The organism is uncultured Roseovarius sp., assembly GCF_913054395.1.
GTDB lineage: Bacteria > Pseudomonadota > Alphaproteobacteria > Rhodobacterales > Rhodobacteraceae > Roseovarius.
Window position 1 is genome coordinate 15,451 of record NZ_CAJXIP010000020.1, and the last position, 24,548, is coordinate 39,998.

Consider the following 24,548-nt stretch of genomic DNA (forward strand, 5'->3'; position numbering starts at 1 on the left):
CGGTGGTCCGGTAGCACGGTTTCGGGTTTTCTGAACATCTGGGGCAGGCTGCGTGGAAACCATTGACCTATGCCTGCTGACGCCCCAAAACAGAACCTATGACAGAGGTTTTCAAAGGCGAATTCACCCAGCAGGAGCCGATCCCCGACGAAGGGATCGAAGCCGCGCTAAAGGTGCTGAAGAGCGGGCGATTGCACCGCTACAACCTTGTCGGGGGTGAACCCGGCGAGGTGTCTCTTCTTGAACGGGAATTTGCCGCCTATACCGGCGCGCGCTATGCGCTTGCGGTGGCCTCGGGTGGCTATGCCATGGCGACCGCACTGCGCGCCATCGGGGTAAGGCCCGGTGACAAGGTTCTGACCAACGCCTTCACGCTCGCGCCGGTGCCTGGCGCGATTGCAAGCGTTTGCGCCGTGCCGGTCTTTGTCGGCGTGACCGAGGATCTGACAATTGATCTTGAGGATCTGGCCGCCAAGGCCGATCAGGCCGATGTCCTGATGCTGAGCCACATGCGCAGCCACATCTGCGATATGGAGTGCCTTATGGCGATCTGCGATGCGGCCGGAATCACCGTGATCGAGGATTGCGCACATACCATGGGGGCCGCCTGGAAGGGTCACGCTTCGGGTCGCTGGGGCAAGATCGGCTGTTATTCGACCCAGACCTACAAGCACATGAACTCTGGCGAGGGCGGCTTTCTTGTCACCGATGACGACGAGGTGGCGGCGCGCGCGATTGTCCTGTCGGGCTCTTACATGCTCTACGGTCGCAATGGCACCGTGCCCCCCGCCGAGGTCTTCGAGCGGGTGAAATACGACACGCCGAATGTGTCGGGGCGGATGGATCATCTGCGCGCTGCGATCCTGCGGCCCCAGTTGCGGGCGCTCGATGCGCAATGCGAGAAATGGAACGCCCGTTACCGGGTTGTCGAGGACGGCCTGCGGGGCACGCCGGGTTTGCGCGTGGTCGAGCGGCCTGCGGCGGAAACGATTGTCGGCTCGTCGATCCAGTTCCTGTTGCTCGACTGGACGGAAGCGGCGGTCAGCGAGGTTCTGAAACGCTGTTTCGACCGCGGCGTTGAACTCAAGTGGTTTGGCGGCGCCGAACCGAGCGGCTTTACCAGCCGCTATGACAGCTGGCGCTATGCCCCAAGCGTGCGGATGCCCGCCAGTGACCGCATCCTGCGCGGCATTGTCGACATGCGCCTGCCGCTGACCTTCAGCCTTGAAGACTGCGCCCAGATCGCGCGGATCATCCGGGGAGAGGTCGGGGCGGTGTTCCAGGCGCAGACTTGACTTTTTGGCCAAAATGACCTAATTGAATGGCTCAAATGGCCCACTCCTGTGCGGGGTCATCCACCTTGGGCGCAACCGGCCCAGAGGGGAAGCGCCAAGATTTCAAGGATCCAGCCATGCCGTTCGACATCGCCAGCCGCGAAGAACTTGAACAGTCCTGGAGATACCTGGACCGCAAGGGCCCGGCGCCGCGCACTGCATTCGATGTGCACCGCGAGATTGAAAAGGGCCTGCCTGCCAGGATGCTTGCCAGTTTTCGCGCCGCCCTGGCCGAGTTGCCGGATCGGACATGGGCCGAAATCCTTGCCATCAGCGTCTCGCAGCTCAAGCGCCTGAAGGGGGCCGAGCGACCGCTTTCCAGTGGGGTCAGCTCGCAACTGGTGCTGTTCGCGATTCTCTTGACGCGGGCCGAGGATGTGTTTGGCGGGCGTGATGCGGCGCTTGACTGGATGCGCAGCGAACAGATGGCGCTGGACGGTCAGCGCCCGATTGACCTTTTGGATACCTTCATCGGTGCGGCGCTTGTCGATCGGGTGTTGCGTCAGATTGATTACGGCGTCTACCTGTGACGCCTCTGCCCGAGGTCTTGGGTGGTGGCGGGCTCTGGGCGCATCGGCTTGACCGGGCGAAACATGCGCCGACATGGGCGGCCGGCGAGGGCGCGTTTCAGGCTGGCGGGCGCTGGAACCCGGTTGGCACGCGGGCGGTTTACTGCGCACTTGATCCCAGCACGGCGATTCTCGAGGTGGCTGTGCACAAGGGCTTTCGCGTGCTCGACACGCAGCCCCACGTGATGACCGCCTTTCAGATCGCCGATCCCGCGCGCGTCAAGGTGTTTACCCCCGAAGATCTTCCCGAGGCGGACTGGCTTGATCCGGGAAATGCCACGCCGGAACGACGCGCATGGGGCGCAGAGCAATTGCAGAAACACGGGCTTATCGTGATCCCCTCGGCGGTGTCGCGGCAAAGCTGGAACCTGATTTTCCTCGCTCCGATGCTGCCCGAGACCTTTCAGAACCTGAGCCAGACGCCCTTTGTTCTTGACCCGAGATTGAACGCGGCGCGCCCCTGATGCCTTGAACTGTTGACCCGACTCGGAATGTGTGGCTATAAAATGAACAAGTGTTCAATAAATTCCGGCGAAGAGGGAGAGAGCGATGTTTAACGCAGTCATGCAATTCGATCTGGGCGAGGATGTGAATGCCCTGCGCGAGATGGTGCATCGCTGGGCGCAGGAGCGGGTCAAGCCGATGGCGGCAGAGGTCGACAGCAGTAACGCCTTCCCCAACGAACTCTGGAAGGAAATGGGCGATCTTGGCCTCTTGGGGATCACCGTGCCCGAGGAATTCGGTGGCGTCGGCATGTCCTATCTGGCGCATGTGATCGCGGTCGAGGAGATCGCGCGCGCCTCGGCCTCTGTCTCGCTGAGCTATGGCGCCCATTCCAACCTCTGCGTCAATCAGATCAAGCTGAACGGGACGCCCGAGCAAAAGGCGAAATACCTGCCGCGGCTTGTCTCGGGCGAGCATGTCGGCGCGCTTGCCATGTCGGAAGCGGGTGCCGGAAGCGACGTGGTGTCGATGAAGTTGCGCGCGGAAAAGCGCAACGATCACTTCAAGCTTAACGGGAACAAATACTGGATCACCAACGGCCCCGATGCCGATACTCTGGTGGTCTATGCCAAAACCGACCCCGAGGCCGGAAGCAAAGGCATCACCGCCTTTCTGATCGAGAAAAGCATGAAGGGCTTTTCCATCAGCCCGCATTTCGACAAGCTTGGCATGCGCGGCAGCAATACCGCCGAATTGATCTTTGACGACGTCGAGGTGCCGTTCGAAAACATCCTTGGCGAAGAGGGGCGTGGCGTGCGCGTTCTGATGTCGGGCCTGGATTACGAGCGTGTCGTGCTTGCGGGCATCGGCACCGGCATCATGGCGGCCTATCTGGATGAAATCATGCCCTATCTCGCCGAGCGTAAACAGTTCGGTCAGCCGATTGGCAACTTCCAGCTGATGCAGGGCAAGATCGCGGATATGTACACCGCGATGAATTCCGCCCGTGCCTATGTCTACGAGGTCGCCAAGGCCTGTGATCGCGGCGATGTCACCCGTCAGGATGCCGCGGCCTGTTGTCTTTATGCCTCCGAGGAGGCGATGAAACAGGCCCATCAGGCGGTGCAGGCCATGGGCGGTGCCGGCTTTCTGAATGACGCTGCCGTCGGGCGGTTGTTCCGCGATGCCAAGCTGATGGAAATCGGTGCCGGCACCTCGGAAATCCGCCGCATGCTGATCGGTCGCGAGCTTATGGGGGCGATGGTGTGAAACGCCTGATCGCCGCGCTCATGCTCTTGCCCGCGCCACGGGGCGGTGGCCCGGCTGCTGTGGCCTTTCGTCTGCAAAACAACTGTCCGGGCGCGTGACGCGATGCCGCGCTGGATGCTCTTTGTTCCCCTGATGGCGCTGGTGGCGGCGGTTGCCGGGATCGGGTTGATGCTTGGCGGGCGAAGCGTGGGCACGACCGAAACCGAGGTGATCGACCGCTTCGCCACACGCTATCTGGCCGAGGCGGGCGTGGGGGCGGCACGGTCCGACTGTGCGGCGCGCCCGGCACAAAGCGAAGGGCTTTGGCTTGTGGTGGCCTGCGATATGCGCGGCGGCGCGCGGTATGAATATTTCGTCGATGGCTATGGACGCCTTGCCCATGCCAACCGCTTGGAGAGGCAATCATGATCGAGATGCGCCCCACATTGCAAAAGGCCGCCTATGCGGCGCTTTACGCCGGTTTTGCCTGGGATATTCCGGCGCGGTTGAACATGGCCGTGCAGGTCTGTGACGACTGGGCGGCGTGTGCGCCGGAGAGGGTGGCGATTGTCGACCTGTCGGGTGAGGGTGCGCGCGAGATAAGCTATGGCCAGCTGCGCGATATGGCGGATCGGCTTGCGCTGGCTCTGGTGGCGCGCGGAGTGGTGCGGGGCGACCGTGTCGGTGTCTTGCGGAGCCAGGGCGCGTGGTGCGCTGCGGCCCATATTGCGATCTGGAAAATCGGCGCGATTTCAATACCTTTGTTCAAGCTCTTCAAGCATGACGCCCTGTCAAGCCGGGTCGGCGATGCGGGGGCAAAGGTGATTGTGACTGATGCCGAGGGCGTCAGGCTTTTGGCCGATCTGCCACAGGTCGAGACGCTTGTGCCCGAAAGCGGCCCCTTGCCGCAGGGGCGGTTTGAGACGCTCGATACGGGGGCCGAAGATCCTGCCGTTCTGATCTATACCAGCGGCACCACCGGCGCGCCCAAAGGGGCATTGCATGCCCACCGTGTATTAAGCGGGCATTTGCCGGGGGTCGAGATCAGCCATGATTTCCTGGGCCATCCGGGGGATTGCCTCTGGACGCCTGCCGATTGGGCCTGGATCGGCGGCCTGTTTGACGTGCTGATGCCGGGGCTGGCTATCGGGGTGCCGGTCGTGGCGGCGCGCATGGCTAAATTCGGCGCCGAAGAGTGCATGAAGATCATTCAGGAAGGTCATGTTAAGAATGTCTTTTTCCCGCCTACGGCCCTGCGTCTTTTGAAGGCGCAGGACAGTCACATCGCAGGGCTGCGCAGTGTCGCCAGCGGCGGCGAGCCGCTCGGGCCGGAGATGCTCGATTGGGGACGTCGGGCCTTTGGCATAACGATCAACGAGTTTTACGGTCAGACCGAATGCAACATGGTCGCCAGCTCCTGCGCGGCCCTTTTCAGCCCGAAACCCGGCTGTCTCGGGAAGGCGGTGCCGGGCCATGACCTGGCGGTGCTTGATGAAAATGGCGCCCCCACGCAGGCCGAGGGCGATGTTGCCATCAGGCGAGGTTCCGCCTCTATGATGTTGGAATATTGGAATAAACCAGAGCAGACCGCAGGGAAATTCCGGGGTGACTGGATGTTGACCGGGGATCGCGGCATCTGGGAGGGTGACTATCTGCGCTTTGTCGGGCGAGAGGATGATGTGATCACCAGCGCCGGTTATCGCATCGGCCCGGCGGAGATCGAAGATTGCCTTCTCACCCACACCGCTGTCGCAACCGTTGGCGTGGTGGGCAAGCCCGATCCGGTCAGAACCGAGATCGTCAAGGCCTATGTGGTGCTCAAGCCCGGAGTCGAGGCTTCGGACGCATTGGCCACCGAGTTGCAGGGCTATGTCAAGGAACGACTTGCAACCTATTCATACCCAAGGGAAATCGGGTTTCTTGATGCTCTGCCGATGACCGTCACCGGCAAGGTGATCCGCAAGGATCTCAAGGCGCGCGCGGCGGCTGAGGTGGCGCAATGACCGGCGTGCTACAAAGAAAAAGGGCCGGTGCAAAGCCCGGCCCTGTTCCAGTCGCTTGGCGAGATGCCTTAGAACTTGTGGATGTAGGATACACCCAGAACCCACGGGTCAACCTTGACCTTGCCGATCTTGGTGCCATTCAGTTTGACGTCGGACTCGATGTCGATCCAGCGGACATCGGCACGCAGCGAACCGCTTGCGCTGATTTCATAGTCCAGACCGGCGTGCAGGGCGACGCCCCAGGAATCATCCACGCTGAGCGAATTACCGGCAAGCGGGCCAACGGCCTTGTCTTCAACGAAGGTGGTATAGTTGATACCTGCGCCGAGGAAGGGCGTGACGGGCGAACTGTTGGCAAAGTGGTATTGCAGCGACAGGGTGGGCGGCAGGTGCTTGACGGTGCCGATCTTGGTGCCGTTGCTCTTGATGTCATGCTCGAACGGCCATGCGGCCAGCAATTCAATGCCAAGGTTGTCCTGAATGAAATATTCGCCGGTGATCGTCAGGCTGTAGCCTTCCTGAACGTCAACCGGGACGGCGCCGCCCGCAAGCACGCCGTTGTTGTCCTTGGGCAGAACGGCGGCAAAGCCGAGGCCGACGGTAAGGTCGCCCTTAGACTGGGCGAGGACGGGGGCGGCGGAGCAGGTGAGGGCCGCGGCGAGGGTGAGGGCTGTTATCTTTTTCATGGTATTTCCGTTCCGTTGAAAACTTGCGGGACATTGCGCGGAAATCGCCGTGATCACTTTGATGTGAGTCAAGTTGCACATCAGAGTTTGCACTGCGTCAAAAATGCAACAGTCGGGAGGGTGCGTGGTGTCGCACGCCCGCAAAGTCAGGAGTTCAGGGGATGAAGTTAGGCACATCGGCACTGCCCGGATCAGAGGGTTTTCGGGCCAACCGCGAGGCCCATCTTGCGGCCCTTGACGTGGTCGCCGAGGCCGCAGCCCTTGCGGCGGCGGGCGGCGGCGAAGCCGCGCGCGAGCGGCACCTGAGCCGGGGCAAGATGGCCCCACGCGACCGGGTGGCCAACCTGCTTGATCCCGGATCGCCGTTTCTTGAAATCGGCGCAACGGCGGCGCATGGGCTTTATGACGGCGCAGCCCCTTGCGCGGGGGTCATCGCGGGGATCGGTCGCGTCCAGGGGATCGAGTGCATGGTGGTGTGCAATGACGCCACCGTGAAGGGCGGCACCTATTACCCGATGACGGTCAAAAAGCACCTGCGCGCGCAGGAGATTGCCGAGGAATGTCATCTGCCCTGCATCTACCTTGTGGATAGCGGCGGCGCGAACCTGCCCAACCAGGACGAGGTGTTTCCCGATCGTGACCACTTCGGGCGGATTTTCTATAATCAGGCCCGGATGAGCGCCAAGAGTATCCCGCAGATCGCCGTGGTCATGGGGTCCTGCACCGCCGGGGGCGCCTATGTGCCCGCGATGAGCGATGTGACGATCATCGTCAAGGATCAGGGCACGATCTTTCTTGCCGGGCCGCCGCTGGTCAAGGCGGCCACCGGCGAGGTGGTCAGCGCCGAGGATCTGGGCGGCGGCGACGTGCACACGCGCCTGTCGGGCGTGGCCGATTACCTGGCCGAGGATGACGCTCATGCGCTTGCCCTTGCGCGCCAGGCAGTCGGATCGCTCAACCGGGCCAAGCCCGCAACGGTGAACTGGGCCAGCCCGGAAGAGCCGGCCTATGATCCCGAAGAGTTGCTGGGCGTGGTGCCGGGCGATCTGCGCACGCCCTATGATATCCGCGAGGTGATTGCGCGGGTCGTCGACGGAAGCCGCTTTGACGAGTTCAAGCCGCGCTTTGGCGAGACGCTGGTGACCGGCTTTGCCCACATCAAGGGCTGTCCGGTCGGGATCGTGGCCAATAACGGCGTGCTGTTTTCCGAGGCCGCACAAAAGGGGGCGCATTTCGTGGAGTTGTGTTCACAGCGCAAGATCCCACTGGTGTTCCTGCAAAATATCACCGGCTTCATGGTAGGGCGCAAATACGAGAACGAGGGCATTGCGCGCCACGGCGCCAAGATGGTGACGGCGGTGGCCACGACGAATGTGCCGAAGGTGACCATGGTGGTCGGCGGGTCTTTCGGGGCGGGCAATTACGGCATGTCCGGTCGGGCGTATCAGCCGCGCTTCATGTGGAGCTGGCCCGGCAGCAGGATCAGCGTGATGGGCGGCGAGCAGGCGGCAGGTGTCCTGGCCACCGTCAGGCGCGACGCGATCGAGCGCAATGGCGGCGCATGGTCGGCTGAGGAAGAGGCCGCGTTCAAACAGCCTACGATCGCGATGTTCGAGCGCCAGAGCCATCCTCTTTATGCCAGTGCGCGGCTTTGGGATGACGGCATCGTCGATCCGCGCAAGACCCGCGATGTGCTTGCCCTCAGCCTGAGCGCCGCGCTTTGTGCACCGATTGAAGAGACGCGGTTCGGCGTCTTTCGGATGTGAGCGATGCCGTGCGGGGCCGATGTGGAATTTGAGTATTTGAGCCAAGAAGAAACCATGGGGTCAGGCTTGGCGAAGAGCGAAAGGGGCGATGATGTTTGAGCGGATTTTGATGGCCAACCGGGGCGAGATTGCCTGTCGGGTGATCGCCTCGGCGCAGGCGATGGGTGTGAAGGTGGTGGCGGTTTATTCCGATGCCGACCGCGAGGCGCGGCATGTGGCGATGGCCGATGCGGCGGTGCATATTGGCGGGTCGGCCCCCGGCGAGAGTTATCTGCGCGGCGATGTGATCATCCGGGCGGCGCTTGAGAGTGGCGCGCAGGCGATCCACCCCGGCTATGGCTTCCTGTCCGAGAATCCCGATTTCGTGGATGCGGTCGAGGCCGCGGGGCTTGTCTTTATCGGGCCGTCGGCCTCGGCGATCCGCGCCATGGGTCTCAAGGATGCGGCGAAGGCTCTTATGGAAGAGGCCGGGGTGCCTGTCGTGCCGGGCTATCATGGGCAAAACCAGGACCCGGAGCACCTTGAAGGGGCCGCCGATGCGATCGGTTATCCGGTGCTGATCAAGGCCGTGGCCGGGGGAGGCGGCAAGGGCATGCGTCTTGTCGAGCGGGCCGAGGAGTTTGCCCAGGCGCTTGAGAGCGCCAAAAGCGAGGCCAAAACCGCCTTTGGCAATGAGGCGGTGTTGATCGAGAAATACATTCAGAAGCCGCGCCATATCGAGGTGCAGGTATTCGGCGACGGGCAAAGTGCCGTGCATCTGTTCGAGCGCGACTGTTCCTTGCAGCGCCGCCATCAGAAGGTGATCGAAGAGGCCCCGGCGCCGGGCATGACGGCCGAGATGCGCGCCGCCATGGGGCATGCCGCCGTGCGCGCCGCCGAGGCGATCGGCTATAAGGGCGCGGGCACGGTCGAGTTCATCGTGGACGGCAGCCGGGGTCTGCGCCCCGACGGGTTCTGGTTCATGGAAATGAACACCCGCCTTCAAGTCGAGCATCCGGTGACCGAGGCCATTACCGGCGTCGATCTTGTCGAATGGCAGCTGCGGGTGGCCGCAGGCGAGCCTTTGCCCAAACAACAGGACGATCTGACGATCTCGGGCCATGCCTTTGAGGCACGGCTTTATGCCGAGGATGTGCCGAAGGGGTTTTTGCCCGCGACCGGGCGGCTTGCGCATCTGCGCTTTCCCGACGGGGTGCGCGCCGATAGCGGCGTGCGCGCGGGTGATGAAATCAGCCCGTTTTACGACCCGATGATTGCCAAGGTGATCACCCACGGCCCGAGCCGCGCCATTGCCCTGCGCCGTCTGGCGGCGGCGCTTGAGGCGACCGAGGTGGCGGGCACGGTGACAAATCTCGCCTTTCTGGGGGCATTGGCGCGTCATGAGGGCTTTGGTGCGGGTGATGTCGATACAGGGCTGATTGCGCGCGACAGCGACAGGCTTGTGGTGGTGCCCGGGGCGGGCCCGGACGTGGTGGCGCTGGCGGCCTTGGCCGCCTCTGGGCTATTGCAGCAGGCCGGGCCCGGCGACGGGTTTGCGCTTTGGGCGCCGCTCGCGCGAGAGGTGCTGCTGCGCCGGGGGGATGAGGAGATCAAGGTGCGGCTTCGGAGCCTTGGGCCGGATGCCCATGATCTCGAGGTTGCAGGGGGCCGCGTCGAGGCACGCCGTGTCGGTGCACTCTGGCGGCTTGACGGGCAGCCCGCGCCGCAGGTCGCAGTGCAGGGGGCCGAGATCACGGTATTTGCGCAATACGGTATCAGCTTTGAGGTGATCGACCCGCTTGAGCGGGCGAGTGCGGCGGGCGGCGACACCGCCCTGATCGAGGCGCCGATGCCGGGGCTGGTCAAGGCGGTCCATGCCGTGCCGGGCCAGAGCGTGGTGCGGGGCGATCGGCTTGCGGTGCTGGAGGCGATGAAGATGGAGCATTCGCTTTTGGCGGCCCGTGACGGTGTCGTGGCCGAGGTTCTGGTCGCGGCGGGGGATCAGGTCACGGCGGGCGCGGCGCTTGTGCGCCTTGAGGTCGAAGAAGAGGAGACGGCGGCATGATCACGCTGCATCATGTCTCGCAGAGCCGCTCAATGCGAGTGCTGTGGCTGCTGTACGAGCTCGGCGTCGAGTTCCGGGTGGTCGAGCAGGCCTTTGACCGGTCGCTGCGCGCGCCTGAATTCCTGTCGCTCTCGCCAGCGGGCCGGGTGCCGGCACTTGAGATCGACGGCGAGCGGATGTTTGAATCCGGCGCGATGATCGAATACCTCTGCGAGCGCTTTCCCGAGGCGGGCCTTGGCAGCGCGCCGGGCGACATGGACAGGATGGGCTGGCTCGTGTGGTTGCATTTTGCCGAGACCATCAGCCAGCATGTGGCTGCGCTGACCCAGCAGCATATCGTTTTGTATGAGGATGCCATGCGCAGCCCGATTGTGATGCGGCTTGAAGCGGCGCGAATCGCCAAATGCTATGCCGCGATCGAGGCCCGACTGTCGACGCCGGTCGAAAATCGCGACTATCTTTTGACGGGAGGCTTTTCGGCCTGCGATATCGCGGTGGGGCAGGCGGTTTATATGGCTCGCCATTTCGTATCACTGGAGGGCTGTCCGGAGACGGAAAAATGGTATGACAGGATCACCGGGCGCCCCGGATTCGTGGCAAGCCTGCCGGGACCGGAAAGCGTAAAAGTCTTTCAGAAGCCGTTTTATCCACCATGGCCGGGCTGACCACGGGGACAGGGTTTGAGTATTTTTGGAAAGATGAAAGGTGGGGGAATGGCTGAACGGGTCGAGGTTTTTGAAGTTGGCCCGCGCGACGGGTTGCAGAACGAAAAGCGGCGGATTCCGCTAGGGGAGAAAGTGAGCCTGGTGAACTGTCTGAGCCAGGCGGGGTTCGAGCGCATTGAGGTGGCCAGTTTCGTCAGCCCCAAATGGGTGCCGCAAATGGCCGACTCGGGCGAGGTGCTGCGCAAGATCCGGCGCGCTGAGGGGGTAAGCTATGCCGCCCTGACCCCGAATTTGCGCGGCTTTGAGGACGCGATGGAGGCGGGCGCCGATGAGGTGGCGATATTCGGGGCCGCATCCGAGGGGTTTTCCAAGGCCAATATAAACGCCACGATCGAGGAAAGCCTTGCGCGCTTCGCTCCGGTGATGGAAGCGGCCAATGCGCAGGGGGTGCGGGTGCGTGGTTACGTGTCCTGTGTGGTGCAATGCCCCTATGACGGGCCGGTTGCCCCGGCGCAGGTGGCTATGGTGGCCGAGCGGCTCTGGGCGATGGGATGCTATGAGGTCAGCCTTGGCGATACCATCGGTCAGGGGCGCCCCGAGGCGGTAGAGGCGATGCTTGCCGCCGTGAGTGACGTGGTCCCGATAAATCGGCTGGCAGGGCATTTTCACGACACAAGCGGGCGTGCGCTTGAGAATATCGAGGTGTCGCTGGCCCGGGGCGTACGGGTGTTCGACGCGGCGGTCGGCGGGCTTGGCGGTTGCCCTTATGCGCCGGGCGCCGCGGGGAATGTGGCGACTGAGGCCGTGCATCAGAGGCTCACGGCCCTCGGATATGAGACCGGGCTTGACGGTGAAGTTCTATTGAAAGCCGCCGAGATGGCGCGGGAAATGCGCGGCGGGCGAGATTAGGAGTTTCCGCCCAAAAGTCATGGGAAAAAGGGGAGAGCGATGTTTGAGACACTGGAGGTGACGCGGGACGGGCGCGGAGTGGTTACCCTTTGGCTGAGCCGGGCGGACAAGCACAATGCGATGTCGGCGCAGATGATTGCCGATCTGCACCGCGCGGCCGAGGATCTGGGGCGCGACGACAGCTGTCGTGCGGTGGTATTGGCGGCACGGGGCAAATCCTTTTGCGCCGGAGGCGACCTGGCCTGGATGCGGCAGCAGTTCGAGGCAGACCCCGGCACGCGCGGCCAGGAGGCGGGAAAGCTGGCCTATATGTTGCAGGCCCTGAACACCCTGCCCAAGCCCCTGATCGGGCGGTTGCATGGCAATGCCTTCGGTGGCGGGGTCGGGCTTGCCTCGGTCTGCGACGTGGCGGTCGGGGCCGAGACCATCGTGATGGCGCTGACCGAAACCCGGCTGGGCCTGATCCCGGCGACCATCGGCCCCTATGTGGCGGCCCGTATGGGCGAGGCCAACGCGCGGCGCGTCTTTATGTCGGGGCGTCGTTTTGATGCGGCCGAGGCGGTGCGTCTTGGTCTTTTGGCGCGCGCTGTGCCCGAGGCCGGTCTTGACGATGCCATCGAGGCCGAGATCGTACCTTATCTGGACTGCGCGCCCGGCGCCGTGGCCCGCGCCAAGGCGCTGTTGCGCGGCCTAGGCCCGCGCATTGACGCAGATGTGATCGCCCATACCGTCGGTGAGCTGGCCGCGTGCTGGGCCGGGGATGAGGCCCCCGAAGGCATCGGCGCATTTTTCGAGCGCCGCAAACCGCGCTGGCAGGGGGACGCCGGATAAGAGATTCGCGGCGCTCATCCTGCGCCGCGTCACGCTGGTAAGGTTTCATGGCCAATCGGGCCCGGATGCAGCATACCGTGGCATACAAAATGCTAAAATCGTTGATTTCCGGCCTGCGATAATGCGCGCGCTCGGTTGACCCCATGCAGGGGCAGGTTTAAACCCGGAATAGATTTGCAGCCATCTGAATGCGCGTGCACGCGCATGAAAGGAGCCACCCCGTGGAAGAGATGCTGAGGGAATACCTTCCCATCCTCGTTTTTCTGGCCATTGCCATCGGACTTGGCCTTGTCCTGATCCTTGCGGCCGTCGTTCTGGCTGTCCGCAGCCCGGACCCCGAAAAAGTCAGCGCCTATGAATGCGGGTTCAACGCATTCGACGACGCGCGGATGAAGTTCGACGTCCGGTTCTATCTGGTCTCGATCCTGTTCATCATCTTCGATCTCGAAATCGCGATGCTGTTCCCCTGGGCGGTGGCGTTCAAGGACGTCAGCATGGCCGGGTTCTGGTCGATGATGGTGTTTCTGGCGGTTCTGACCGCCGGATTTGCCTATGAATGGCGCAAAGGAGCGATGGAATGGGAGTGATGACAGGCGCCAACACGGCGGGGCCGGATCGCGAAGTGGCGACGCAGGCCCTGAATGCCGAATTGCAGGACAAGGGGTTTCTGCTGACCTCTACCGAGGACATCATCAACTGGGCGCGCACCGGTTCGCTTCACTGGATGACATTCGGCCTGGCCTGTTGCGCGGTCGAGATGATGCACACCGCCATGCCGCGCTATGACGTGGAGCGGTTCGGTTTCGCACCGCGCGCCAGCCCGCGCCAGTCGGACGTGATGATCGTGGCCGGCACGCTGACCAACAAGATGGCCCCGGCGCTGCGCAAGGTTTACGACCAGATGCCGGAACCGCGCTATGTGATCTCGATGGGGTCCTGCGCCAATGGCGGCGGCTATTATCACTACAGCTATTCGGTCGTGCGCGGCTGTGACCGGATCGTGCCGGTCGATATCTACGTGCCCGGCTGTCCGCCGACCGCAGAGGCGCTGGTCTATGGCATCCTGCAATTGCAGCGCAAAATTCGCCGGACGGGGACGATTGTAAGATGACCAATGCACTGAAAGAACTGGGCGGCTATATCGAGCTGAAGCGCGGCGATTGCGTGCTTGGCTGGGAGATTGCCCATGGCGAGCTGAATGTCGATGTGGCCCTGTCCAATGTCACCGGGCTGGTCGAGTTTCTGAAAACCGATCAGAACTGTGCGTTTTCCACGCTGGTGGATATCACCGCCGTGGACTATCCTGAGCGGGCCAAGCGCTATGACGTGGTCTATCACCTGCTGAGCATGTATCAGAACCATCGCATCCGCCTGCGGGTCGCGACACGCGAAGATGACATGGTGCCCTCGATCACCGAGGTTTATCCGGCTGCGAACTGGTTCGAGCGCGAAGTGTTCGACATGTACGGCATCCTGTTCAGCGGCCATCCCGACCTGCGCCGCATCCTGACCGATTATGGCTTTCGCGGCCATCCGCTGCGCAAGGATTTCCCGACCACGGGCTACACAGAGGTGCGTTACGACGAGGTGCACAAGCGCGTTGTCTATGAACCCGTCAGCCTTGTGCAGGAATACCGGCAGTTCGATTTCATGAGCCCATGGGAAGGCGCGGAATACATCCTTCCGGGTGATGAAAAGCAAGAGGGGTCGAAGTAATGGGCGGCGGATTTGGTATGGGCGGTTACGGCATGGGCGGCGGCGGGCTGATTTTCATGGTGATCTTTGCGGCGCTGTTGGTGATCCCGTTCTGGCGTTTGCTGCCAAAGTTCGGAATCCCCAACTGGGTGGCGATTGTGGCTGTCATCCCTCTTGGGGCGTTGATCCTTTTGTGGGTCATGGCATTCCGCGACAAGATTGACGGAGGGCGCGCGTGATGGACGGCACCAAATTCGACGACGCCCTGACCGGCGAACAGAAAATCCGCAATTTCAACATCAATTTCGGCCCGCAACACCCTGCTGCGCATGGTGTTTTGCGGCTTGTGCTTGAGCTTGACGGCGAGATCGTCGAACGCTGCGATCCGCATATCGGCCTGCTGCATCGTGGCACCGAAAAGTTGATGGAATCGCGTACGTACCTGCAAAACCTGCCCTATTTCGACCGGCTGGATTACGTGGCGCCGATGAATCAGGAACATGCCTGGTGTCTGGCGATCGAAAAGCTGACCGGGGTCGAGGTGCCGCGCCGTGCCAGCCTCATCCGGGTGCTGTATTCCGAGATTGGCCGTATCCTCAACCATTTGCTGAACGTCACCACGCAGGCGATGGATGTGGGCGCTTTGACGCCGCCGCTCTGGGGCTTTGAAGAGCGCGAAAAGCTGATGGTGTTTTACGAGCGGGCCTGTGGCGCGCGCCTGCACGCGGCCTATTTCCGGCCCGGTGGCGTGCATCAGGACCTGCCGGGCGACCTGATCGACGATATCGAGACATGGGCCAATGAATTCCCGGCTGTTCTGGCGGATATCGACGGGCTTCTGACGGAAAACCGCATCTTCAAGCAACGCAACGCCGATATCGGCGTGGTCAGCGAGCAAGAGGCGCTTGATTGGGGCTTTTCAGGCGTCATGGTGCGCGGGTCGGGCATGGCATGGGATCTGCGCCGCGCGCAGCCTTATGAATGCTATGACGAGTTCGAGTTTCAGATTCCGGTTGGCAAGAACGGCGATTGCTATGACCGCTATCTGGTCCGGATGGAGGAAATGCGCCAATCGCTGCATATCATCCATCAGGCCATTGCCAAGCTGCGCGCGCCCGAGGGGCAGGGCGATGTGCTTGCCCGCGGCAAGATCACGCCGCCCAAGCGCAGCGAGATGAAAACCTCGATGGAGGCGCTCATCCATCACTTCAAACTTTATACCGAAGGCTTTCACGTGCCCGAGGGCGAGGTTTATGCCGCCGTCGAGGCGCCCAAGGGCGAATTCGGCGTTTACCTTGTGGCCGACGGCAGCAACAAACCCTATCGCGCCAAGATCCGCGCGCCGGGCTTCTTGCACCTTCAGGCGATGGATCACATCGCCAGCGGTCATCAGCTTGCCGATGTGGCGGCGATCATCGGAACGATGGATGTCGTCTTTGGGGAGATTGACCGCTAATGACGCTGACAACCCTTGCCATAGCGCTTTCGGGCGCAGGGGTGCTGGTGACGGGGGTGCTTGCAGCCCTGTTTCTGCGCGACCCGGTGGCGGGGATGGTGAAGACCACGCATCGGGCGGAAAAGCTGCCTGAGGTGATGGCGGATCGCTATGTCGGCATGCTGATACTGGCGCTTGGCGCGACGCTTTATGGCGATCTCAAGGTGATTGCGGTGCTGTTTGCGGTATTTGCCTATACCGGCTTTCACGATGCGTGGATTTACGCGCGCGGCGGGTTTGCTATTGCCCAGCATGTGGGCGCCGGTTTCGCCGGACTGCTGGTGTCGGTGGTGGCCATGTTGGCGATGGGGCAGGGATGATGGTGAGGCAGGTGATATTTGGTCTGGTTTTGACGGCGCTGCCCGCCCTGGTGCAGGCGCAAACGGTCAGTTCCGGACGGATCGAGGCCTTTGTCGCGGTCATGGCCGAAAACGGCTGTCGGATGTCACCGCACCGCGCAGATGTGATCATGCCCGAGGCCGGGTTTGCCGATCAGGCCGAGACCAAGGCAATCACCGAACGGCTGATCGTGGAAGAACGCGCGCGCATCATGGATGGGCAACTCGTGGTCTTTGGCGGGCCCTGCGGCGGCAAGCTTGATTATTCCGGGCGCGAGCGGTTCTTTGCCGCGCTGGCCGACAACAACTGTGCGATGACCACCCAGGAGGCCCCTGCGATGCTTGGCCGTGTCGGGGTCGAGATGGCCGAAGTGCGCTTGCTGATGGAAAAGATGCTTCGGATGAGCGAAGTGCGCCTCTCGAAGGATGAAAAGGCGGTTTATCTCGAACAGGGGCTTTGCGACACCTACAGGGGGCTGTCCGGGACCATGGCCGCAAGTGCGCCGATGCCCAAGACGGCCCCGCGCAGCGCCGAGAAACTGCGCAGCGATTTTCTGGCCTATATGGCCACGGTCGGCTGTGTGATGAGCCGTGGGCAGTCGCACCAGATGCTGCCGGCCGCCGGGTTCACCGCCAAGGAATTGCGCCCGGTGATCGCCAGGATGGTTGCCGATGGCGAAGCAATTATGAATGTCGAAGACGATTCACTGACGATTAACAAGGAGCTTTGTGCCCAATGATGCGCAAGACTGTATTCGCAGCGGCCTGCCTTGGGCTGACCGCCGCCTGCGCCCTGCCGCCAAAGGGGGTGTCCGCCAAGGACATCGCCGCCTATGACGCCGCAGTGGCCAGTGTCGGGTGCAAACTGGTGGGTGAATCCGATTATCTGCCGGTCGAGTTTCAGACCGGGCTGACCCGTCAGCAGGTGCTCGACATCACGGCCTATAAACTTTCCTCCGGCGGGGCCGAGCGGCTTCCCGACGGGGGCGTCAAACTGACCACAGGAGCCTGTGCATAGATGCTACGCCGTCTTCATCACGAGCAACCCGAAAGCTTTGCCTTCACCCCCGCCAATCTTGAGGGGGCCAAGGGGCAGATCAGCAAGTACCCCGAAGGCCGTCAGGCCAGCGCGATCATTCCTCTGCTCTGGCGCGCGCAGGAACAGGAAAGCTGGCTCAGCCGCCCGGCGATCGAGTATGTCGCCGACATGCTCGGCATGGATTATATCCGCGCCCTCGAAGTGGCGACCTTCTATTTCATGTTCCAGCTTCAGCCGGTCGGAACCGTGGCGCATATCCAGGTCTGCGGCACCACTACCTGCATGATCTGCGGGGCCGAGGATCTGATTGCGGTCTGCCGCGAAAAGATCGCGCCGCGCGCCCATGAATTGTCGGCAGACGGCAAGTTTTCCTGGGAAGAGGTCGAATGCCTTGGCGCTTGCGCCAACGCGCCGATGGCCCAGATCGGCAAGGATTACTACGAGGATCTGACCGCCGAGGGCTTTGCCCGGATGATCGACGACATGGCCGCAGGCAAGGTGCCCACGCCGGGGCCGCAAAATGGCCGTTACGCCGCCGAGCCGAAATCCGGCCTCACGAGCCTGACCGGGTTTGACAGCGGTCGCGCCGACTATAACGCAAGCGCGCAACGGGCCAGCGACATCGGCGATACCATCAAGCGGATTGATGGCACCGAGGTGCCGATCCTGACGCCCTGGCGCGACAAGGGGGCCAATCACAAGCCCGCCGCGCCCTCGGTCAAGCAAAACGAGGCGCCGGCGGACGTGAGCGCCAAAGCCAAGGCGCCGAAACCGGCAGCCAAGGCCGAGGCCAAGAGCGTCGCGAAACCTGCGGTGAAACCGGCCGCCAAGCCGGTGAAACAGGCGGCAGAGCCCGCGGCCCCCACCGGGGCGGGCAAAAAGCCCCGCATGATGAAAGCCCCGCGCAAATCCGGCGCGGACGATCTCAAGATGATCAAGGGCGTTGGGCCGAAGCTTGAAAAGCTGCTCAATGACATGGGTTTTTACCACTTTGACCAGATTGCGAAATGGACTGAGGCCGAGGTGGCCTGGGCCGATCAGAACCTTGTAGGTTTCAAGGGGCGGGTCAGCCGGGACACTTGGGTAGAGCAGGCGAAATTGCTGGCCGAGGGGAAGGAGACAGAGTTCTCTGCCCGTGCCAAGAAGGGTGGAATTTATTGAACGCGCCTGATTGATAACCACAGGGGGTAATTTGCCATGTCTGATGCATCGAAACCAAGCACCTGCCAGATTGTTTGCTGGGCGCTGGCCGCTGTGGTCGGTTTGCTGGTTTTGTGGTCGACGTCCGGGGCGGTCAGCTTTTTTGCGGCGCTGCTTTTGGGGCTGGCATTTGCTGTGTTCTGCGGTCTCGTGATCACGCGCCTGATCTGTACCGGACATCCCGGCGGGGGCGACACGGCGACGGTTGCAGAGGTCAATGACGACATTGCCCCCGAGAAAAACATAGGCGCGGCCCCTGAGGAGACCGCGACGGCCGAGGTGGCGAAACCCGCTGTGAGCGCGGCAACTGCCGCAGAGGGCAAACGCCCTGAGGCGCTGAGCGGGCCCAAGGGCGGCAAGGCCGATGATCTCAAGCAGATCAAGGGCGTGGGGCCGAAGCTTGAGACGCTGTGCAACGAGCTTGGGTTCTACCACTTTGACCAGATCGCTGGCTGGGGGGCAGACGAAGTGACCTGGGTCGACCAGAACCTCAAGGGGTTCAAGGGCCGGGTCAGCCGCGACAATTGGGTCGAACAGGCCAGAGTGCTTGCGGCGGGCGGCGAGACCGAGTTTTCAAAACGCGTTGCCAAGGGTGGCGTATACGAAGGATGATGCAAGCGATGGGCGACCGCGAGAAAGATCTGCAAATGGCACGCAAGGGCCGCACCGCCGGTGTGGTCATCGCGGCGGCCATGCTGATCTGGATGGCCGCCCAATGGCTGGGGGGACAGTTGGGGTGGCCGGTACGGTTCGTCTTTCTGTTCGATCTTGCCGCGATTGCCGCGCTCATTTGGGCGCTTGTAGTGACCTATCAAATCTGGCGGATGCGCCGGGATAATCAGAGGTAGAGCCTTATGCTGAAGGACCAGGACCGTATCTTCACCAATATCTACGGGATGCACGATCGTAGCCTGAAAGGCGCGATTTCCCGTGGCCATTGGGATGGAACGGCAAAGATTTTGCAGAACGGGCGCGACTGGATCGTCAATCAGATGAAGGCCAGCGGGCTTCGGGGCCGGGGCGGTGCGGGCTTTCCCACCGGTCTAAAGTGGTCGTTCATGCCCAAGGAAAGCGACGGGCGACCCAGCTACCTTGTCGTCAACGCCGACGAATCCGAGCCCGGCACCTGCAAGGACCGCGAGATCATGCGCCACGATCCGCATACGCTGATCGAGGGCTGTCTGATTGCGAGCTTCGCGATGAATGCGCATGCCTGCTATATCTACATCCGCGGCGAATACATCCGCGAGCGCGAGGCGCTTCAGGCCGCGATTGACGAGGCATACGAGGCCGGTCTTGTCGGCAAGAACGCCTGCAAGTCGGGCTGGGATTTCGATATCTACCTGCATCACGGTGCGGGCGCCTATATCTGTGGCGAGGAAACCGCGCTTCTGGAAAGCCTTGAGGGCAAGAAGGGCATGCCGCGAATGAAACCGCCGTTCCCGGCGGGCGCAGGGCTTTATGGCTGCCCGACCACGGTGAACAACGTTGAATCGATTGCCGTCGTGCCGACCATCCTGCGGCGCGGTCCGGAATGGTTCGCGGGCTTTGGGCGCGCCAACAATTCCGGCACCAAGCTTTTCGCGATCAGCGGCCATGTGAACAACCCCTGCGTCGTCGAAGAGGCGATGTCGATCACTTTTGAGGAGCTGATCGAAAAGCACTGCGGCGGTATCCGTGGCGGTTGGGATAACCTCAAGGCGGTCATTCCCGGCGGCTCGTCGGTGCCCTGTATCCGGGGCGAATTCATGCGCGAGGCGATCATGGATTTCGATTACCTGCGCGAACAGCGTTCGGGGCTGGGCACTGCGGCGGTGATCGTGATGGATCAGTCGACCGACATCATCAAGGCGATCTGGCGGCTCAGCAAGTTTTACAAGCACGAAAGCTGTGGTCAGTGCACGCCGTGCCGCGAGGGCACCGGGTGGATGATGCGGGTGATGGATCGCCTGGTGCGCGGTGACGCGGAGCCGGAAGAGATCGACATGCTGCTGGATGTGACCAAGCAGGTCGAGGGCCACACGATCTGCGCCCTTGGCGATGCGGCGGCCTGGCCGATTCAGGGTCTGATCCGCAACTTCCGTGACGAAATCGAGGACCGTATCAAATCCAAGCGCACCGGCCGCGTCAGCGCCGTCGCAGCAGAGTGAGCATGATGGACGCCATTGGTGCATATGGCCTTGGGGCCGTTTCGGGAGAGCTGGCATGAAACATGCGATGATGATCACATGTGCGGTGCTGCTGCTCGGCGCCTGTACAGAGCGTTCGGAACGCGCGTTTTTCGATGGCAATTACTATCCGCCCAAGACGCGGGCCGAAAAGGAAGACCGACGCAATTTCACGGCTTCGGTCCGTCGTGCATCGCGCGGGATCAATGGCGCGCAACAGGCCGCCGTGCATGAGGCGACCCGCTATTGCCTGGAAAGCTTCGGCACATCCGAGATCGAATGGTCCGGGGTACCCGAGGGAGAAGGCCCGGTTTATGGCCGCTCCGGCGATACGGTTTCGGTAACGGGTAGATGTATTATATGGAAGTAATGCGTTTCATATCAGGGGTTTACGCGGCTTGTTATTGCATAGCAGGCCTGTCGCAACCCATCTGCTGTGCAGATGGGCGCGCAAACGGTGCGTGGCCTGACTCTGATATGAAAGGAGATATTCCATGCGTATGATCCTGACCCTTGGCCTTGGTCTTGCCCTCGGGGCGAGTGGCGCCCTTGCCAGCGCGACAACGGTGGCGTTGGCCAATGAGACCAAACCGCCGCTCCGCGAGGTAAGCCAGATTGACGACGCAATGCTCTGGGTAGCCATGGCCATCGAGATCAGCGACAAGTGCACCGAAATCGACCCGCGCACCCTGAAGGGACTGTCGGTGCTTTATGATCTGCGCGGACAGGCGCTTGATATGGGCTATAGCGACACCGAAATCCGGGCCTATATCCGCAGCCGCGATGAAAAGGCGCGCATGCGTGCGCGTGGCGAGAAATACGTAAAATCCAAAGGACTGAACCCGTCCGACCCGGCGGCGCTCTGCAAACTCGGCCATAGCGAGATTGCACGCTCCAGCAGGATCGGGGTTCTTCTGAAAGCAAAGTGAGAACAGATGTCTGACCTACGCAAGATCATCATCGACGGTCATCAGATCGAGGTAGAAGGGGCAATGACCCTGATCCAGGCCTGTGAGGTCGCGGGCGTTGAAGTGCCGCGCTTTTGCTATCACGAGCGGCTGTCGATTGCCGGCAACTGCCGGATGTGTCTGGTCGAGGTCGTCGGCGGACCGCCCAAACCAGCGGCCAGCTGTGCGATGCAGGTGCGTGACCTGCGCCCCGGCCCCGAAGGCCAGCCGCCGGTGGTGAAAACCAACAGCCCGATGGTCAAGAAGGCCCGCGAAGGGGTGATGGAATTCCTGCTGATCAACCATCCGCTCGATTGCCCGATCTGCGATCAGGGTGGCGAGTGCGATCTTCAGGACCAGGCGATGGCCTATGGCGTCGATTTCAGCCGCTACCGCGAGCCCAAGCGCGCCAGCGAAGACCTTGACCTTGGTCCGCTGGTCGAAACCCACATGACGCGCTGTATTTCCTGCACCCGCTGTGTGCGCTTTACCTCCGAGGTGGCCGGGATCATGCAGATGGGCCAGACCGGTCGCGGCGAAGATGCCGAGATCACAAGTTATCTGGGCGAGACCCTCAACAGCAACCTTCAGGGCAACATCATTGATCTCTGCCCGGTCGGCGCATTGGTCAGCAAGCCCTACGCCTTTACTGCGCGCCCCTGGGAGTTGACCAAGACCGAAACCATCGACGTGATGGATGCCCTTGGCAGCAATATCCGCGTCGATTGCAAGGGCCGCGAAGTGATGCGCATCCTGCCGCGCAACCATGACGGGGTGAACGAGGAATGGATTTCCGACAAGACCCGTTTCGTCTGGGACGGGCTGCGTCGTCAGCGTCTGGACAAGCCCTACATTCGTGAAAACGGCAAACTGCGCCCCGCCACATGGGGCGAGGCCCTTGCCAAGGCGTCCGATGCGATCAAGGGGTCCAAGAAACTGGCCGGTCTGGTCGGTGATCTGGCGCCGGTCGAGGCCGCCTTTGCCCTCAAACAGTTGGTTGAGGGGCAGGGCGGACAGGTTGAATGCCGCACCGACAAGGCCCGCCTGCCCATCGGCAACCGAAGCGCCTATGTCGGTAATGTCGCCATCGAAGACATTGATAGCGCAAAGAATATCGTGCTGATCGGCACCGATCCGGTCGCCGAGGCGCCGGTTCTCAATGCCCGCATGCGCCGCGCCTGGATCAATGGCGCCGATGTCACCGTGGTCGGCCCCAAGATTGACCTGACCTTTGACTATACCCATGCCGGCACCGACCGCGCCGCGCTTGAGGCGCTGAACGTCCCCCAGGATACAATCGTGATCGTCGGCCAGGGCGCGCTGCGCGAAGCCGATGGCGAGGCGGTTCTGGCCGCCGCCATGGCGCTTTCGGGCCGCATGCTGGTACTGCACAATGCGGCAGGCCGGGTTGGCGCGATGGATGTGGGCGCGGTCACCGAGGGCGGTCTTGAGGCCGCCATTGAGGGTGCCGATGTGATCTATAACCTTGGGGCCGACGAGGTCGAAATCGCCGCCGGTCCCGTCGTGATTTATCAGGGCAGCCATGGTGATCGCGGCGCACATCGCGCCGATGTGATCCTGCCGGGGGCCGCCTACACCGAGGAGCAGGGCCTGTTCGTGAACACCGAAGGGCGCCCGCAACTGGCGCTTCGCGCCGGGTTCGCGCCGGGTGAAGCCAAGGAAAACTGGGCCATCCTGCGCGCGTTGTCGGGCGAAATCGGCGCGGTACTGGGCTATGACAGCATCGTGCAACTGCGCAAGGCGCTGGTTGCCGAGGTGCCGCACCTCAAAAAGGTCGACCGCGTGAGCGAAAACGATTGGCAACCATTGGCCAAGGCCAAACTGGGCAAGGCCGATTTCCGCACCGCCGTGTCGGATTTCTACCTGAGCAACCCGATCGCCCGCGCAAGCGAGTTGATGGGCACGCTGAGCGCCAATGCCAAGGCCAGGGCCACCCGCCCGCTTGCGGCAGAGTGAAGATGCTCGCGGGCATCATAACGCCTGTGGCGCTCTCCCTGATGGGGGGGCTTAGTGGCTGCGCCGAGGCAGGCGCGGGCAATGCTGCGTCGTTTCAACCCGAATACAACGGGGTCGAGACGCGGCTTCTGGATGGCGATCTGGTGAATTTCCACGTCACCATGCGCGGCGCACGCAGCCGCGAGGATGTGGATCGCTACGCCGAATGCGCCGCGGCGCAATATACGCTGATCCGCGGCTATGGATTTGCGCGCCACCTGCGCACGAATGTTGCCGAAGAGGGTGGCGTCTGGCGCGGCGATGCGATTTATACCATCTCGGCGGCATTGCCCCGAGGTCTCAAGACAATCGACGCTGAAGTCGTCGCCGCCAATTGTGCGGAAAATGGAATACCGATGGTGTGAGGGCCTGATGTCTGAATTCTTTACAACCCCGCTCGGGACTCTGGTACTCATCATGGCGCAATGCCTTGCGGTGCTTGGTTTCGTCATGATCTCGCTTTTGTTCCTGGTTTACGGCGACCGGAAAATCTGGGCAGCGGTGCAGATGCGCCGCGGGCCGAACGTTGTGGGGGTCTTTGGCATCCTGCAATCCGTGGCCGATGCCCTGAAATATGTCGTCAAGGAAATCGTGGTGCCCGCGGGGGCCGACAAGGCCGTGTTCATGCTTGCGCCGATGACCAGTTTCGTTCTTGCGGTACTGGCCTGGGCGGTCATCCCGTTCAACGATGGCTGGGTTCTGTCGGATATCAACGTCGCGGTGCTTTTCGTCTTCGCGATCTCATCGCTCGAAGTCTACGGCGTGATCATGGGCGGCTGGGCCAGCAACTCGAAATACCCGTTCCTCGGATCTTTGCGCTCGGCTGCGCAGATGATTTCCTATGAGGTCAGCATCGGCCTGATCATCATCGGGGTGATCATCTCGACCGGCTCGCTTAACTTTGGCGAGATCGTGCGCGCACAGGATACCGGATATGGCTTTTTCGGCTGGTACTGGTTGCCGCATTTCCCGATGGTTTTCCTGTTCTTCATCAGCGCCCTGGCCGAAACCAACCGCCCGCCGTTCGACCTTCCCGAGGCGGAATCCGAACTGGTGGCCGGCTATCAGGTGGAATATTCGAGCACGCCCTTCCTGTTGTTCATGGCCGGTGAATATATCGCCATCTTCCTGATGTGCGCGCTGACCTCGCT

The 24,548-nt window shown here is 62.2% G+C and carries 29 protein-coding genes; 28 read left to right on the plus strand and 1 reads right to left on the minus strand.

Annotated elements, in window-relative coordinates:
• The first annotated feature begins 98 nt into the window (after window positions 1-98).
• From QZ522_RS04755 to QZ522_RS04780, 6 genes are all read left to right on the plus strand, one after another.
• A complete protein-coding gene (locus QZ522_RS04755; RefSeq protein WP_294608172.1) occupies window positions 99-1,295 on the plus strand; it encodes a DegT/DnrJ/EryC1/StrS family aminotransferase in 1,197 nt (398 codons plus the stop codon).
• Window positions 1,296-1,411: 116 nt separating this feature from the next.
• On the plus strand, window positions 1,412-1,864 hold the full coding sequence (locus QZ522_RS04760) for an antitoxin Xre/MbcA/ParS toxin-binding domain-containing protein (RefSeq protein WP_294608175.1): 453 nt from the start codon (window positions 1,412-1,414) through the stop codon (window positions 1,862-1,864).
• Window positions 1,861-2,367 carry an RES domain-containing protein gene (locus QZ522_RS04765; protein WP_294608178.1) on the plus strand — a complete coding sequence of 169 codons (507 nt, stop codon included), beginning with the start codon at window positions 1,861-1,863 and terminating at the stop codon, window positions 2,365-2,367. Before QZ522_RS04760 ends, QZ522_RS04765 begins: the two co-directional genes overlap by 4 nt.
• An 85-nt stretch (window positions 2,368-2,452) precedes the next feature.
• Window positions 2,453-3,616, plus strand: a complete 1,164-nt coding sequence (locus tag QZ522_RS04770) for an isovaleryl-CoA dehydrogenase (protein WP_294608180.1) — start codon at window positions 2,453-2,455, stop codon at window positions 3,614-3,616.
• 102 nt (window positions 3,617-3,718) lie between these two features.
• Entirely contained in the window at window positions 3,719-4,024 is a 306-nt protein-coding gene (locus tag QZ522_RS04775; protein ID WP_294608183.1) for a hypothetical protein, read from the plus strand.
• On the plus strand, window positions 4,021-5,598 hold the full coding sequence (locus tag QZ522_RS04780) for an AMP-binding protein (protein ID WP_294608186.1): 1,578 nt from the start codon (window positions 4,021-4,023) through the stop codon (window positions 5,596-5,598). The genes QZ522_RS04775 and QZ522_RS04780 overlap by 4 nt, the downstream gene beginning before the upstream one ends.
• Window positions 5,599-5,666: 68 nt before the next feature.
• Here QZ522_RS04780 and QZ522_RS04785 read toward each other — a convergent pair whose 3' ends face one another.
• Complete coding sequence (locus QZ522_RS04785; RefSeq protein WP_294608187.1) at window positions 5,667-6,284, minus strand: OmpW family outer membrane protein; 618 nt, start codon at window positions 6,282-6,284, stop codon at window positions 5,667-5,669.
• A gap of 161 nt (window positions 6,285-6,445) precedes the next feature.
• Here QZ522_RS04785 and QZ522_RS04790 point away from each other — a divergent pair, with 161 nt between their 5' ends.
• From QZ522_RS04790 to QZ522_RS04895, 22 genes are all read left to right on the plus strand, one after another.
• Entirely contained in the window at window positions 6,446-8,050 is a 1,605-nt protein-coding gene (locus QZ522_RS04790; RefSeq protein WP_294608189.1) for a carboxyl transferase domain-containing protein, read from the plus strand.
• 91 nt (window positions 8,051-8,141) lie between these two features.
• Window positions 8,142-10,094, plus strand: a complete 1,953-nt coding sequence (locus QZ522_RS04795; RefSeq protein WP_294608191.1) for an acetyl/propionyl/methylcrotonyl-CoA carboxylase subunit alpha — start codon at window positions 8,142-8,144, stop codon at window positions 10,092-10,094.
• Complete coding sequence (locus QZ522_RS04800; protein ID WP_294608194.1) at window positions 10,091-10,759, plus strand: glutathione S-transferase family protein; 669 nt, start codon at window positions 10,091-10,093, stop codon at window positions 10,757-10,759. The genes QZ522_RS04795 and QZ522_RS04800 overlap by 4 nt, the downstream gene beginning before the upstream one ends.
• Before the next feature lie 48 nt (window positions 10,760-10,807).
• Window positions 10,808-11,668: a hydroxymethylglutaryl-CoA lyase gene (locus QZ522_RS04805; protein WP_294608197.1), complete on the plus strand. Its 861-nt coding sequence runs from the start codon at window positions 10,808-10,810 to the stop codon at window positions 11,666-11,668.
• Window positions 11,669-11,707: 39 nt separating this feature from the next.
• Window positions 11,708-12,499: a crotonase/enoyl-CoA hydratase family protein gene (locus QZ522_RS04810; protein ID WP_294608199.1), complete on the plus strand. Its 792-nt coding sequence runs from the start codon at window positions 11,708-11,710 to the stop codon at window positions 12,497-12,499.
• A 221-nt stretch (window positions 12,500-12,720) separates the two neighbouring features.
• Window positions 12,721-13,086: an NADH-quinone oxidoreductase subunit A gene (locus QZ522_RS04815; protein WP_294608202.1), complete on the plus strand. Its 366-nt coding sequence runs from the start codon at window positions 12,721-12,723 to the stop codon at window positions 13,084-13,086.
• Window positions 13,077-13,610 (plus strand): NADH-quinone oxidoreductase subunit B, encoded by a 534-nt coding sequence (locus tag QZ522_RS04820; protein WP_294608204.1) that lies wholly within the window; start codon window positions 13,077-13,079, stop codon window positions 13,608-13,610. The genes QZ522_RS04815 and QZ522_RS04820 overlap by 10 nt, the downstream gene beginning before the upstream one ends.
• Window positions 13,607-14,215 (plus strand): NADH-quinone oxidoreductase subunit C, encoded by a 609-nt coding sequence (locus QZ522_RS04825; RefSeq protein WP_294608207.1) that lies wholly within the window; start codon window positions 13,607-13,609, stop codon window positions 14,213-14,215. The genes QZ522_RS04820 and QZ522_RS04825 overlap by 4 nt, the downstream gene beginning before the upstream one ends.
• Window positions 14,215-14,433 (plus strand): hypothetical protein, encoded by a 219-nt coding sequence (locus tag QZ522_RS04830; protein ID WP_294608211.1) that lies wholly within the window; start codon window positions 14,215-14,217, stop codon window positions 14,431-14,433. Before QZ522_RS04825 ends, QZ522_RS04830 begins: the two co-directional genes overlap by 1 nt.
• Window positions 14,433-15,650: an NADH-quinone oxidoreductase subunit D gene (locus tag QZ522_RS04835; protein ID WP_294608214.1), complete on the plus strand. Its 1,218-nt coding sequence runs from the start codon at window positions 14,433-14,435 to the stop codon at window positions 15,648-15,650. Before QZ522_RS04830 ends, QZ522_RS04835 begins: the two co-directional genes overlap by 1 nt.
• Window positions 15,650-16,009 (plus strand): hypothetical protein, encoded by a 360-nt coding sequence (locus tag QZ522_RS04840; protein WP_294608217.1) that lies wholly within the window; start codon window positions 15,650-15,652, stop codon window positions 16,007-16,009. The genes QZ522_RS04835 and QZ522_RS04840 overlap by 1 nt, the downstream gene beginning before the upstream one ends.
• Window positions 16,006-16,767: a hypothetical protein gene (locus tag QZ522_RS04845; protein WP_294608220.1), complete on the plus strand. Its 762-nt coding sequence runs from the start codon at window positions 16,006-16,008 to the stop codon at window positions 16,765-16,767. Before QZ522_RS04840 ends, QZ522_RS04845 begins: the two co-directional genes overlap by 4 nt.
• The gene (locus QZ522_RS04850) at window positions 16,764-17,045 is read left to right on the plus strand and encodes a hypothetical protein (protein ID WP_294608223.1); all 282 of its coding nucleotides are present in this window, start codon (window positions 16,764-16,766) and stop codon (window positions 17,043-17,045) included. Before QZ522_RS04845 ends, QZ522_RS04850 begins: the two co-directional genes overlap by 4 nt.
• Window positions 17,046-18,227, plus strand: coding sequence for an NADH-quinone oxidoreductase subunit E (locus QZ522_RS04855; RefSeq protein ID WP_294608226.1), 1,182 nt, complete (start codon window positions 17,046-17,048; stop codon window positions 18,225-18,227).
• Window positions 18,228-18,263: 36 nt separating this feature from the next.
• Complete coding sequence (locus QZ522_RS04860) at window positions 18,264-18,878, plus strand: NADH:ubiquinone oxidoreductase (protein WP_294608228.1); 615 nt, start codon at window positions 18,264-18,266, stop codon at window positions 18,876-18,878.
• Window positions 18,879-18,886: 8 nt separating this feature from the next.
• Window positions 18,887-19,114 (plus strand): DUF5337 domain-containing protein, encoded by a 228-nt coding sequence (locus tag QZ522_RS04865; RefSeq protein ID WP_294608230.1) that lies wholly within the window; start codon window positions 18,887-18,889, stop codon window positions 19,112-19,114.
• A gap of 6 nt (window positions 19,115-19,120) precedes the next feature.
• Window positions 19,121-20,416, plus strand: a complete 1,296-nt coding sequence (gene nuoF, locus QZ522_RS04870; RefSeq protein WP_294608232.1) for an NADH-quinone oxidoreductase subunit NuoF — start codon at window positions 19,121-19,123, stop codon at window positions 20,414-20,416.
• 55 nt (window positions 20,417-20,471) lie between these two features.
• A complete protein-coding gene (locus QZ522_RS04875; protein WP_294608235.1) occupies window positions 20,472-20,804 on the plus strand; it encodes a hypothetical protein in 333 nt (110 codons plus the stop codon).
• Between the two features lie 124 nt (window positions 20,805-20,928).
• Window positions 20,929-21,363: a DUF5333 domain-containing protein gene (locus tag QZ522_RS04880; RefSeq protein WP_294608237.1), complete on the plus strand. Its 435-nt coding sequence runs from the start codon at window positions 20,929-20,931 to the stop codon at window positions 21,361-21,363.
• 6 nt (window positions 21,364-21,369) lie between these two features.
• Complete coding sequence (gene nuoG, locus QZ522_RS04885) at window positions 21,370-23,358, plus strand: NADH-quinone oxidoreductase subunit NuoG (protein ID WP_294608239.1); 1,989 nt, start codon at window positions 21,370-21,372, stop codon at window positions 23,356-23,358.
• A gap of 2 nt (window positions 23,359-23,360) precedes the next feature.
• Entirely contained in the window at window positions 23,361-23,762 is a 402-nt protein-coding gene (locus tag QZ522_RS04890) for a hypothetical protein (protein WP_294608242.1), read from the plus strand.
• Window positions 23,763-23,769: 7 nt separating this feature from the next.
• Window positions 23,770-24,548 (plus strand): NADH-quinone oxidoreductase subunit H (locus QZ522_RS04895; protein ID WP_294608246.1); only part of this gene is annotated, 779 nt, incomplete at its 3' end.

Excerpts from the sequence above, each read along its gene's own strand:
- QZ522_RS04755 (WP_294608172.1), top strand. The coding sequence starts at position 99 with ATGACAGAGGTTTTCAAAGGCGAATTCACCCAGCAGGAGCCGATCCCC.
- QZ522_RS04760 (WP_294608175.1), top strand. The coding sequence starts at position 1,412 with ATGCCGTTCGACATCGCCAGCCGCGAAGAACTTGAACAGTCCTGGAGA.
- QZ522_RS04770 (WP_294608180.1), top strand. The coding sequence starts at position 2,453 with ATGTTTAACGCAGTCATGCAATTCGATCTGGGCGAGGATGTGAATGCC.
- QZ522_RS04775 (WP_294608183.1), top strand. The coding sequence starts at position 3,719 with ATGCCGCGCTGGATGCTCTTTGTTCCCCTGATGGCGCTGGTGGCGGCG.
- QZ522_RS04780 (WP_294608186.1), top strand. The coding sequence starts at position 4,021 with ATGATCGAGATGCGCCCCACATTGCAAAAGGCCGCCTATGCGGCGCTT.
- QZ522_RS04785 (WP_294608187.1), bottom strand. The coding sequence starts at position 6,284 with ATGAAAAAGATAACAGCCCTCACCCTCGCCGCGGCCCTCACCTGCTCC.
- QZ522_RS04790 (WP_294608189.1), top strand. The coding sequence starts at position 6,446 with ATGAAGTTAGGCACATCGGCACTGCCCGGATCAGAGGGTTTTCGGGCC.
- QZ522_RS04795 (WP_294608191.1), top strand. The coding sequence starts at position 8,142 with ATGTTTGAGCGGATTTTGATGGCCAACCGGGGCGAGATTGCCTGTCGG.
- QZ522_RS04800 (WP_294608194.1), top strand. The coding sequence starts at position 10,091 with ATGATCACGCTGCATCATGTCTCGCAGAGCCGCTCAATGCGAGTGCTG.
- QZ522_RS04805 (WP_294608197.1), top strand. The coding sequence starts at position 10,808 with ATGGCTGAACGGGTCGAGGTTTTTGAAGTTGGCCCGCGCGACGGGTTG.
- QZ522_RS04810 (WP_294608199.1), top strand. The coding sequence starts at position 11,708 with ATGTTTGAGACACTGGAGGTGACGCGGGACGGGCGCGGAGTGGTTACC.
- QZ522_RS04820 (WP_294608204.1), top strand. The coding sequence starts at position 13,077 with ATGGGAGTGATGACAGGCGCCAACACGGCGGGGCCGGATCGCGAAGTG.
- QZ522_RS04825 (WP_294608207.1), top strand. The coding sequence starts at position 13,607 with ATGACCAATGCACTGAAAGAACTGGGCGGCTATATCGAGCTGAAGCGC.
- QZ522_RS04830 (WP_294608211.1), top strand. The coding sequence starts at position 14,215 with ATGGGCGGCGGATTTGGTATGGGCGGTTACGGCATGGGCGGCGGCGGG.
- QZ522_RS04835 (WP_294608214.1), top strand. The coding sequence starts at position 14,433 with ATGGACGGCACCAAATTCGACGACGCCCTGACCGGCGAACAGAAAATC.
- QZ522_RS04840 (WP_294608217.1), top strand. The coding sequence starts at position 15,650 with ATGACGCTGACAACCCTTGCCATAGCGCTTTCGGGCGCAGGGGTGCTG.
- QZ522_RS04845 (WP_294608220.1), top strand. The coding sequence starts at position 16,006 with ATGATGGTGAGGCAGGTGATATTTGGTCTGGTTTTGACGGCGCTGCCC.
- QZ522_RS04850 (WP_294608223.1), top strand. The coding sequence starts at position 16,764 with ATGATGCGCAAGACTGTATTCGCAGCGGCCTGCCTTGGGCTGACCGCC.
- QZ522_RS04855 (WP_294608226.1), top strand. The coding sequence starts at position 17,046 with ATGCTACGCCGTCTTCATCACGAGCAACCCGAAAGCTTTGCCTTCACC.
- QZ522_RS04860 (WP_294608228.1), top strand. The coding sequence starts at position 18,264 with ATGTCTGATGCATCGAAACCAAGCACCTGCCAGATTGTTTGCTGGGCG.
- QZ522_RS04865 (WP_294608230.1), top strand. The coding sequence starts at position 18,887 with ATGGGCGACCGCGAGAAAGATCTGCAAATGGCACGCAAGGGCCGCACC.
- nuoF (WP_294608232.1), top strand. The coding sequence starts at position 19,121 with ATGCTGAAGGACCAGGACCGTATCTTCACCAATATCTACGGGATGCAC.
- QZ522_RS04875 (WP_294608235.1), top strand. The coding sequence starts at position 20,472 with ATGAAACATGCGATGATGATCACATGTGCGGTGCTGCTGCTCGGCGCC.
- QZ522_RS04880 (WP_294608237.1), top strand. The coding sequence starts at position 20,929 with ATGCGTATGATCCTGACCCTTGGCCTTGGTCTTGCCCTCGGGGCGAGT.
- nuoG (WP_294608239.1), top strand. The coding sequence starts at position 21,370 with ATGTCTGACCTACGCAAGATCATCATCGACGGTCATCAGATCGAGGTA.
- QZ522_RS04890 (WP_294608242.1), top strand. The coding sequence starts at position 23,361 with ATGCTCGCGGGCATCATAACGCCTGTGGCGCTCTCCCTGATGGGGGGG.